A 10,422-nucleotide genomic window follows, 5' to 3' on the forward strand; every position below is an offset into this window, starting at 1 on the left:
GGTGTTATTTTAGTCACTTTTGAAATCTCTCACGGTTCCCCGGGAAGGTCGGCATGTCTTTGTCGCTGCACTACCTCGACCCGCGTCGCAGCCTCGCCGCCGCTATCGGCTGGCTGGTCCTGGCGCTGTCACTGGGCCTCGCGCTGGTCGCCAGCGCGTGGGTCGGCGGAATCGTCCGCAGCGACCTGCTCGACCTGCGTGGCCGCCAGCTGGACAGAACCGCCGATCGACTCATCGCCGACCTGAACCTCAACCTGGCGCTGCGCGTGCGCTCGGTGCGAGCGCTGGCGGTGATGCTTGGCGCCGAGCTTCGTGACGAAAATCAAACGCTTCTACATCGAATTCTCGGCAACCTGCAGCAGGCATCTCCCGAGTTCGAGACCATCGCGCTGGCCAACCCGCAAGGCCGCGTGCTGGTAGCCACCGACAGTTCACTCGAGGGCACCAGCGTCGGCGACCGCGAATGGTTTGTGTTTGGGCGGCAGGAGTCGAAGAAAGGCGAGGTGCGTCTGCTGCCGATGTTGCAGCAAACGCTGTCCGGAGTCGCCGCCGGGGTCTCGGGCTCGTTTGTCGGATTGATCGCGGCGGTGGTCGACGACCAGGGAGAGATGGTCGGCTTGGTCGGCACGCGACTAAGCGTGTTGTGGCTGCTCGATTTTGCCGATAGTCTGCAGGGCGAATTGCGCGGCGCGGCGGGCACGCAAGCGCTGCTCCTGGATCGCGACGGCGTGGTGCTGGTCGGATCGGAGGGTCTGAAGGGCAAGCGCCTGGGCGTTCCCGGCGACTCGCCGGAGCGCGCGGCGCCCGCGCCTGCGCGAGAGCTGGTGGCTAACAGCACTGCCCATCCGGCGCGCGTCGAGCGGCTGGCGGACGGCAAGCGCTATCTCGTTGCGCATGCCAGCCCGGCCGCCGGCGATGCCCTGAATACGCTCGGCTGGCGGGTCGTCGTCCTGCAACCGGTGCAGGACGCCGGGCAGGGTGACCGCCTGATGCAGATTCAGATCACCGCGGTCCTGCTCGGCCTGGGAGCGCTCGCTGCGCTGCTCGGCGTTTTCCTGGCGCATCGTGTGACGCGTGACCTTAACGCCATTACACGCTCGGCCGACGCGGTCCGCCGCGGGGCTACGCAGCAGATCAGCGTGCCGCCGGGGCATAGTGAAGCGGCACGCCTGGGGGGCGCGCTTAACGCGTTGCTGGGTTCGCTGCAGCGGGAGCGTGCTGCGCTGCAGACGCTCAATGCCGAGCTCGACCAGCGGGTGGTCGCACGCACCCGTGAAGTCGAGCGCCTGGCCGAGCAGGAGCGCTACGCTGCTGTGGTCCGCGAGCGACTGAAGATCGCGCGCGACCTGCACGACACGCTGGCCCATTCGATGATGGCCATGCTCAGCGAGGTGAGGCTTCTGAAGAGACTGTGGAGCAGCCACCCCGAGGCCATGGCGGAGGAATTGGCGCGTGCCGAGAAAGCAGCGCACGAGGGCCTGCAGGAAGCGCGCGCGGCAATCACGGCGATGCGCTTCAACCCGGTGCGCGACGTCGGGCTGGCCACGGCACTGGGCGATTTCGTCGAGCGTTTCGTCGAACGTAGCGGCATTCCGGTCGACTATGCGAGCGACGCGGCGCGCGGCACGCTCGCCGACGAACGCGCCGAGACGTTGTTTCGCATGGCCGAAGAAGCGCTGCGCAACGTCGAGCGTCACGCCCGCGCGACGCGGGTGACGGTGTCCCTCGAGAGGCATCCCGGCGGCGACGGTGCGACGCTGACGATCAGCGACGACGGCCTTGGTTTTGACGCCGACGCGACCTATCCGGGGCACTATGGTTTGGCGGGTCTGCGTGAACAGGCGACCCTGATCGGCGCGGAGTTGACCGTGAGCAGCGTTGCCGGGCGGGGGACGACGATCCGCGTTGCGCTGCCCAAGGCAATGAACTCCTGAACAGCCCCGCGTCACAAGCGCCGCGGCCCTAATCCGCTACCCCCTGAACTGCCTCGTACTGAACATCGCCACGAGCCCGAGTCCCGTAGCTGTGGCGACTGTGGCCAGGCGCTGGTCAACATCGGTGAGGGCATCCGCAAGCAACTCGACGTCGAACCGGCGCGTTTCTTTGTCCATCGCCATATCCATCCGCAGCCCGCAATCCACCTGCCGCAGCTGTGAAACCGTCCTCGCCGCCGCAGTACCCGCCATGGCGTGCCGATTGCCCGTTCGACACTGGCGCAATGGGTCGGTCAGCTCGGGGTAAGCCGGCAACCGCTGGTCGATCACGTGGCGGAAGTGCTCAAGCAAGGCACACTGCTGCACGCCGACGAAACGCCGGTGCAGCAGCTCGACCGAGCTCGTCAAACAAACGGTTCAGACCGTGGCTGCGCACGATCTAGCCTTATTCGTTACCGTGCAAGTCGCCTTCGCGACTCACGAATCTCCCTTCTCCCCCGCGCGGGAGAAGACCACTGTTCATTTAGATATATCTCTAAAACTCAATATACAAGGGTCGGGGATGAGGGAAACGGACATCACTTTCATTATCCGGGGTCTCCCGACAGTTCATGACCGTTAGGCACACGCCGCACACTCATGCTTCTGGCGTTCCAGTGTCCTGGTTGCCAAGCTCAAGCTCACTCCTGGCGGCCGCGGCAAGCGCTTGGTACCTGGCGCGGAATGCGTCAAGTGTGTCCTCTTCGATTTCCTCCAGATCGAGTAGCGCATTGTGTGCACCCTTGGTAGCTCTGATCAGTTCGTCCAGCTTCACCTGAATGGCTTCCGTGTCCCTGTTCTGCGTATTTTGGATCAAGAAGACCATCAGGAATGTGATGATGGTCGTGCCCGTGTTGATCACCAGTTGCCAGGTGTCACTGAACCTGAACATGGGGCCCGTGACCACCCAAACGGCAATGACTCCTACCGCCAGTGTGAAAACTCGCGGGCGCCCGCAGAAGTGAGAAGCGCCTTTTGCAAACTTGGTGTACCAAGAAGCTCTAGCCATGGAACGGACCTCGTTTCGGGTGTTGTTAGGGCGAACAGTCAACTCTTGGTTGCGGCTTGGCAATGCGCGGTAGTCAGCGGCTGGGAATCCCGTCCCGGTAGCCGTTGACCACGGGCCAGCTATCGAGTCATGCTGGCGCGACGATCCTCGCCCGCCGCACTACTCGTGGCCGAGGTGTTTGACAGCCAGCAACAGCACCACGCCGAGCACAAACGCGACAAAGTGGATGGCGCTGACCGACAGTTTCGCATGGCCTTTGACTTCCGGAATCAGGTCGGAGGCGCCGACGTAGATGAAATTGCCGGCCGCGAAGGGCACCAGCCCGGTCACATCCAGCCGTTGCCCTGCGACGTAAGCGATCACGCCGCCGAGCAGGAAGGCCAAGCTGCCGACCAGTGAAACCGCACTCATGGCCAGCCCGCTGCCGATAATCCATCACCGCGTTCTCATATCAAGCCCGGCGATCGCTCTTGTTGATGTGATCCTCTCCCAAGGTGATTTTCATGCCATCGCCAGAAACGCAGGCTAGCGGCGCAATTCGCCTGCCGCATCGGGGTTTGACGCTTCGACACGATTCGGGATCGCGCGTTGCGCAGCGTGCTACAGGGGCCGAGCGACATTCACCGTACCCGGCTCGTCCCAGTCACGATGCGGAGTGAAGCCCAACTGCCGCGCGAATTTCAGCATCCGGTGATTGGTCGCCAGGATGATCCCCTCCATGCTCGTCAGGCCGCGTGCGCGAGCCGTATCCATCAGCGTCGCCATGAGGATTCCGGCGACCCCCGAACCCTGCCAGGCGTCGCCGACGGCGACGGCGAACTCGCAACTCGCGCCATTCGGATCGACGATGTAGCGGGCCACGCCAATTTCCGTCTCCTTCCCATCTTGCGGCAGCGTGGCCACGAAGGCCATGTGTTTGTCGTAATCGACATCGGTCAGGTAACGCAGCTTGGTCGTCGGCAGTTCGTTTAATGTCACCATGAAGCGCGAGTAGCGCGACTCGGGCGACAGATGGCGCACGAAGTCGGCCTCGATCGACGCGTCGTCCTCTGTGATCGGGCGAATCGTCACTTCGCTGCCGTCGAACAGGGTGCGTTTGCGAATCAACTCGGTGGGATATCTGGCCATGGTCATCGTCAGTCGGGCGAATGCGGAGCAGGTCTGGCGCCGAGGTAGGCCACGATCGCGTTCAAGCTTTGCACCTTGCCGTAGTCGGACTCCGGGATATCGACGCCAAACTTATCGCGCAAGGCGACGATGACATTGAGCCAGTCCATCGAATCGAGATCGATCTGCTTGCGCAAGGGCTTGTCCGCCTCGATGCGTTCGGCATCAAGCTCGGGAGCGATGCTGCGCACGACGGCGAGTACGGCGGCGCGGAGTTCCTGGTCATTCATGGTGCTTACGCTCCAGTACAGACCGCTTGGCGAGCGGCCGCGCGGTAGAACATCGGAAACCCTGAGCCGCGCCCACAGAATGAGTCGCGCCCGGTGACACGGCGCCTTCGATGGCGTGCTTCAGCGATACTACACAAGCATTCCCCCTAGGCAAACTGTCGCGCTCTAAACTGACGCTGTAGCCATCATCGACGGAGGCGTTCGCCAGGATGCGCCCGCAAATCATCCGCAAGTCGCCGCAGGAATTTCGTGTGCCGCCGCATCTCGCGGATTGGCAACACCAACGTGCGCATTTCTCATGGCCGGCCGTGCGCCAGGAACTCACCGGCGCTGCGCAGGGCGAAATCAATATCGGCCGTCTGGCGGTGGATCGGCACCTGGCGACGGCGGTACGCGAGCGCGTTGCGTTTCGCTTCATCAGTCGACACGACGTACGGCGCGACGTCAGCTTCGAGGAACTCGCGCACCAGAGCAACCGCTTTGCCAACGTGCTGCAGCGACTCGGCATCGGCAAGGGCGAGCGCCTGTTCATTCTGGCAGGTCGGGTGCCGGAACTGTACACGGCGGTGATCGGCGCGCTGAAGAACGGCACCGTGGTCTCGCCGCTGTTCTCCGCCTTTGGTCCGGAGCCGATACGCACGCGCATGGCCATCGGCGAGGGCAAGGTGCTGCTGACCAGCGAGTCCCTGTTTCGGCGCAAGGTGGCCGGCATTCTCGGCCAACTGCCGGCGCTGGAGCACGTCCTGCTGATCGGCGACGATGGCGGCCGCACCGACGTTCCCGGAACCCTCGATCTGGCGACACTGATGGCGCAGGCCACGGATGATTTCGCGGCCGTTCCCACTTCGGGCGAGGACATGGCCTTGCTGCATTTCACCAGCGGCAGCACTGGCGCACCCAAGGCCGCGATTCATGTCCACGCGGCGGCGATTGCCCACTATGCGACCAGCAAGTACGCGCTCGATCTGCATGAACAGGACGTGTTCTGGTGTACCGCCGATCCGGGATGGGTCACCGGCACTTCATACGGTATCATCGCGCCGCTGCTGCACGGCGTGACGAGCCTGGTCGACGAAGCCGACTTCGACGCCGGACGCTGGTACCGCTTGCTGCAGGAACACCGGGTCAGCGTCTGGTACACGGCGCCGACGGCGCTCCGCCTGCTGATGAAGGGCGGCGCGGAACTCGCGCAGCAGTACCACTTCCCGCAGCTGCGTTTTGTCGCCAGCGTCGGCGAGCCGCTCAATCCGGAGGTCGTGTGGTGGGGGCAGCGGGTGCTGGGGCTGCCGATCCACGACAACTGGTGGCAGACCGAGACCGGCGGCATCATGATCGCCAACGTCCTGGCCATGGACATCAAGCCCGGTGCTATGGGCAAGCCCTTGCCGGGCATCGATGCCCGCCTGATGCGCAGGCGCGCCGGCGGCGGCGTCGAAGAGGTGATAGCTGACGACGTCGTGGCAGAGCTGGCGCTGCGGGTCGGCTGGCCGTCGATGTTTCGCGGCTATCTCGGGCAGCAGGAGCGCTACCGCAAGTGCTTTGCCGGCGACTATTACCTGAGCGGCGATCTGGTCAGGAGAGACGCGGAGGGTTACTTCTGGTTCGTCGGCCGCGTCGATGACCTGATCAAGTCGGCCGGACACCTGATCGGCCCGTTCGAGGTCGAGAGCGTGCTGATGGAGCATCCGGCGGTTGCCGACGCCGGTGTCATCGGCAAGCCCGATCCGCTGGTCGGCGAGGTGGTCAAGGCCTTCGTCTCGCTCAAGCCGGGATTCGGCGAGAGCGAACCCCTGCGCCGGGAACTGCTCGGCCACGCGCGCAAGCGGCTGGGCGCCGTCGTGGCGCCGAAGGAGATCGCGTTTCTGTCGACCCTGCCGCGTACGCGCAGCGGCAAGATCCTGCGCCGCCTGCTGAAGGCGCGCGAGCTTGGACTGCCGGAGGGCGACATCTCGGTGCTGGACGACTCGGGGTGAGCGCGCTTGTGGACGCCGTGCGTCTGGCAGGTCCAGCACGATTCCGTGCGCACGACGTCAATCCGCACGCGCCACTTTGAAGCCGGCGAAGGACTGGCTGACGGGCATCAGCTCGAGGCGGTTGATATTGAGGTGCGGTGGCAACTCGGCGACCCACAGCATCGCGGCTGCGATATCGTCACCCGTCATTGGCGTGGCGCCTTGGTAGAGCGCGTCTGACGCGGCCTGGCTACCCCCCGTACGCACCAGGGTGAACTCCGTTTCGACCATGCCAGGCTCTATGGAAGTCACACGAACGCCTGTGCCGTGCAGGTCGCAACGCAGCCCAAGTGAAAACTGCTCGACGAAAGCCTTGGTGCCGCCATAGACGTTGCCGCCGGGATAGGGATAGGTGGCCGCGACGGACGACAGGTTGATGATGGCGCCCCGCCGGGAGATCAAACCCGGCAGCAGCTTATGGGTCAGCGACGCGAGCGCGGTCACGTTGGTGTCGATCATGGTCTTCCACTGCGCGAGATCTGCCTGCTGAGCAGGCGACGTACCGAGCGCGAGGCCGGCATTGTTGATCAGCAGATCGATGTCGCGAAAGCCCTCCGGTAGCGCCGCGAGCGCCGCGTCGCGCGCGGCTTCGTCGCAAACGTCGAAGACGGCGGGATGCAGCCTGTCGGCCCCGAGAGAGGCCAGAAGCGCATCAAGCCGCTCCGCGCGGCGGCCCGTCGCGACGACACGCCAGCCCGCAGCGGCGAACGCGAGCGCAGCGGACTTGCCAATTCCGGCGCTGGCACCGGTTATGAGAACGGTTTTGGTCATGACTTTCCTTTCCCGGGCGACACCAAAGGGCGCGCGCTGAGTGGTTTGAAGGCTTGCTACTGAGCTACGGTAACGGCAGTCTGCCTCTGCAAGAGGCCGTTTACGGTGGTATCGATGATCCTGTCCCATGCGTAGACGCGCAGCTTTGGTACGAGCGCGATCACCATCCGTTGTTCCTTGTTGACCTGGACACTTATGCAACCGAACGCGCGCCTGGCGTGTATGCCTGCGTCGGACTCTTCATCTTTCGCTCGCAAAGTGACTGAATTTTACCTCGCCCCCGGAAGACAAAATTTCTGGGGACGTTCAGCCGACGAAGAATTGACGACCCACAGCGGATCGGTGCGTCGCGCGGCTACCAGGTCAGCCAGCGCTGCACAAAGCGGTTGTCACGCCGGATCAACCAGCGCCTGAACTCGTCACCCAACAGGATCGCTGCCGCGAACGGCAATGCCAGCGAGATCTCGAACCAGCCTATCGCTGCGGTACCGAAGAATGGCTGCAGGAACTCGATCTGTGAGATCGCCGCCAGCAGCCCGAGCTCCGCCGCGATACCCACCCAGATCAGCTTGTTGCGGAAGATGCCGGCGGACAGGATGCTCTGCCGGCGCGTGCGGCAAACCAGCACGTCCGCCACCTGGCAGATCACCACCGCGGCAAAAAAGGACGTGACCGCAGTCCGATAGAGCAAACCCGAGGTCGGTAACTCGCCGCCCCACACCCAGCTTCCCTGATGCAGCACGACGAAGAAGGCGAAGAAGCCGGCAGCGGCCTGCAACAGGCCCATGATGCCGTAGCTCATGGCCAGCAGCGGCCAGGTCAGCAGTCTTTCGTCGCTGCGCCGCGGCGGTTGTTTCATCACGTCCTGTTCCGGCAGCTCGCGTCCCAGCCCCAACGCCGGCAACATGTCGGTACCCAGGTCGATGGTCAGGATCAGCACCACGGTCAGCGCCAGCGGCGCGTCAATGGCCACGAAGGCGATGAAAGGCAATATCTCGGGGACGTTGCTGGTCAGGATGTAGGCGATGAATTTCTTGATGTTGGAGAAGATCGTGCGCCCCTCCTCGATGGCCTGCACGATGGTGGCGAAGTTGTCGTCCATCAGCACCATGTCCGCCGCCTCTTTCGCCACCTCGGTACCGGATACGCCCATCGCCACGCCCATGTTGGCGTTCTTCAACGCTGGTGCATCGTTTACGCCATCGCCGGTGACCGTGACCACCTCGCCCTTCTTCTGCAACGCGTTGACAATCTGAAGCTTCTGCTTGGGCGTGCTACGTGCAAATACCAGCTCGCGACTATCGAGCAGAACGGAGAGTTCCTTCTCGTTCATCTGCAGCAGGTTTTCGCCCAGGACTACCTGACCGTCGCCGGTGAACAGACCGACCTGACGGGCGATGGACTCGGCCGTGGTGTGGTAGTCACCGGTGATCATGAAGACGCGTATACCGGCGCTGCGGCAGCGGTCGATCGCTTCGGCGATCTCCGGGCGCGGCGGATCGAGCATGCCCACCAATCCCAGATAGACGAAATCCTCCTCGCTGGCCTCATCGGCGTCGGTCGTCTTGCAGGCCAGCGCCAGCACCCGTTCGCCACGCGCCGCCAGCAATTCGTACAGCGCCAGCGCCTTACGACGAGCCGAGTCATCGAATTCGACCCGCTCGCCCCGATGCAAACGGCGCGTGCATTTCTTGAGTACGATCTCCGGCGCACCCTTCATGTAGGCGAGATTGGGCTGATTGTTCCCGGCTTTGTGCGTGGTGATCATGCGTCTGGTGGCAGAATCGAACGGACTTTCGTGCACGCGCGGGAAGCGCGCCACCAGATCGCCGATGGGCTGCAAAGCTTGTGCCAGAAGCAGCAGAGCGCCCTCGGTCGGATCGCCCAGATAGTGATGCTCGGTGAGCCGTGCGTTGTTGCACAGCGCCATGGTGGCCCAGGCATCGGCGAAACCTTCCTCTTGCGAGAGCCCGCTCTGATCGGCCGACCATTCGCGTTCGCCGAGCACCAGCGTGGCAACCTTCATCCGGTTCTGGGTGATGGTGCCGGTCTTGTCGGTGCAGATCACCGTCGTCGAACCCAGCGTCTCCACCGCTTCCAGGTTCTTGATCAGGGCGTTCTTCCTGGCCATGCGTTTGGAGGCCATGGTCAGCGCCAGCGTCACCGTCGGCAACAGGCCTTCCGGCACGTTGGCCACGATGATGCCGATGGCGAAGATCAGACTGCCGATGAAGGGATTGCCGAGCGCCACGCTGAGCGCGAAGAACAGTACCCCGAGCGCAATGGCGATGGTGGAGATGACGCGGATGAAATGGCGCAGCTCTTTGCGGATCGGCGTTTCCACCGTACCCGCCTCCTTGGTCAGTTGCACGATCTGGCCGATCTGCGTGTTCATGCCGGTGCCGTACACCAGCGCGCGGCCGTTGCCGCTTTGCACCAGCGTTCCGGAGAACACCATGTTTCGACTCTCTATCAGGTTGTCATGGGTGCAGGCCAGTTTGCGCAGTTGCGGTTCGCTCTCGCCGGTCAGTGAGGCATGGTCCACCTTGAGCTGATTCACCTCTATCAGTCGCCCGTCGGCCGGCACCCGGTCGCCCTCTTCCAGCAGGATCACATCGCCAGGCACCACCAGCCGTGCCTCGATGCGCGCTATCTGCCCATCGCGTTGCACCGTGATCATCTGCGGCAGCATGTTGCGAAAGCTCTCCATGATGCGTTCGCTTTGGTGCTCCTGGATGTAGGTGAACAGCGCGTTGAGCAGTACCACCGCCAGCAGCGCAACGCCAATGTAGAAGTTGCCTTCGCCCGGCTTCAGATAATCGGCAAAAAACGCCAGTGCCGAGCCGACGATGAGCAGCAGCGCGAAAAAGTTGGTGAACTGGCGCAGGAACTTGACGATCTCGGGTGTCTCTTTGCGTACCCGTAGTTCATTGCCACCGAACTCGACCAGCCGTTGCTTGGCCTCGGCCGTGCTCAAGCCCTCCGCGGTGCAGTGCAGGCGCTGCTGCAACGCTTCCAGCGTGATGCGATGCTGGTCAGCTGGCGCTGTGGTAGCTTGATGATTGTTCATGACGCGCCTCTCGCTCTGCATCGGGTTCGGGGTTGGGCGGGACACGCCGCAGTCGATGAGTCACTGTAATACACGGGGGTATGGAATGACTCTTGGTTCGAACCGACGGGGATGGCTCACCTGAAAACTGCTCTGATGATCCATCGCCAGCCGGAGGAGGTGAGAGAGTAGCGCTTTTCGAGACGCTGCC

10 protein-coding genes are annotated in these 10,422 nt (G+C 63.5%); 4 read left to right on the plus strand and 6 right to left on the minus strand.

The window, feature by feature from the left end; genetic code table 11:
* The first annotated feature begins 53 nt into the window (after positions 1-53).
* The 3 genes from RUW20_RS07220 to RUW20_RS07230 all read left to right on the plus strand — a co-directional run bounded on the left by RUW20_RS07220 (position 54) and on the right by RUW20_RS07230 (position 2,549).
* Positions 54-1,934: a histidine kinase gene (locus RUW20_RS07220; protein ID WP_313951532.1), complete on the plus strand. Its 1,881-nt coding sequence runs from the start codon at positions 54-56 to the stop codon at positions 1,932-1,934.
* Between the two features lie 132 nt (positions 1,935-2,066).
* A complete protein-coding gene (locus tag RUW20_RS07225; protein ID WP_313951542.1) occupies positions 2,067-2,156 on the plus strand; it encodes a hypothetical protein in 90 nt (29 codons plus the stop codon).
* Between the two features lie 33 nt (positions 2,157-2,189).
* Positions 2,190-2,549, plus strand: a complete 360-nt coding sequence (locus RUW20_RS07230; RefSeq protein ID WP_313951533.1) for a transposase — start codon at positions 2,190-2,192, stop codon at positions 2,547-2,549.
* A 22-nt stretch (positions 2,550-2,571) separates the two neighbouring features.
* On the opposite strand, the gene RUW20_RS07235 is transcribed toward RUW20_RS07230, so the two are convergent.
* The 4 genes from RUW20_RS07235 to RUW20_RS07250 all read right to left on the minus strand — a co-directional run bounded on the left by RUW20_RS07235 (position 2,572) and on the right by RUW20_RS07250 (position 4,379).
* The gene (locus RUW20_RS07235; RefSeq protein WP_313951534.1) at positions 2,572-2,982 is read right to left on the minus strand and encodes a low affinity iron permease family protein; all 411 of its coding nucleotides are present in this window, start codon (positions 2,980-2,982) and stop codon (positions 2,572-2,574) included.
* Positions 2,983-3,141: 159 nt separating this feature from the next.
* Positions 3,142-3,393: a hypothetical protein gene (locus RUW20_RS07240; protein WP_313951535.1), complete on the minus strand. Its 252-nt coding sequence runs from the start codon at positions 3,391-3,393 to the stop codon at positions 3,142-3,144.
* A 189-nt stretch (positions 3,394-3,582) separates the two neighbouring features.
* Entirely contained in the window at positions 3,583-4,110 is a 528-nt protein-coding gene (locus RUW20_RS07245) for a GNAT family N-acetyltransferase (protein WP_313951536.1), read from the minus strand.
* Positions 4,111-4,118: 8 nt separating this feature from the next.
* The gene (locus tag RUW20_RS07250) at positions 4,119-4,379 is read right to left on the minus strand and encodes an acyl carrier protein (RefSeq protein WP_313951537.1); all 261 of its coding nucleotides are present in this window, start codon (positions 4,377-4,379) and stop codon (positions 4,119-4,121) included.
* A gap of 209 nt (positions 4,380-4,588) precedes the next feature.
* Here RUW20_RS07250 and acsA point away from each other — a divergent pair, with 209 nt between their 5' ends.
* Complete coding sequence (gene acsA, locus RUW20_RS07255; protein ID WP_313951538.1) at positions 4,589-6,352, plus strand: acetate--CoA ligase; 1,764 nt, start codon at positions 4,589-4,591, stop codon at positions 6,350-6,352.
* A gap of 57 nt (positions 6,353-6,409) precedes the next feature.
* Here the strand turns inward: acsA and RUW20_RS07260 are convergent, their stop codons facing one another.
* On the minus strand, positions 6,410-7,162 hold the full coding sequence (locus RUW20_RS07260) for an SDR family NAD(P)-dependent oxidoreductase (RefSeq protein ID WP_313951539.1): 753 nt from the start codon (positions 7,160-7,162) through the stop codon (positions 6,410-6,412).
* Between the two features lie 355 nt (positions 7,163-7,517).
* Positions 7,518-10,232: an HAD-IC family P-type ATPase gene (locus RUW20_RS07265; RefSeq protein WP_313951540.1), complete on the minus strand. Its 2,715-nt coding sequence runs from the start codon at positions 10,230-10,232 to the stop codon at positions 7,518-7,520.
* Between the last annotated feature and the right edge of the window lie 190 nt (positions 10,233-10,422).

This window comes from Accumulibacter sp. (assembly GCF_032229525.1).
Classification (GTDB): Bacteria; Pseudomonadota; Gammaproteobacteria; order Burkholderiales; family Rhodocyclaceae; genus Accumulibacter.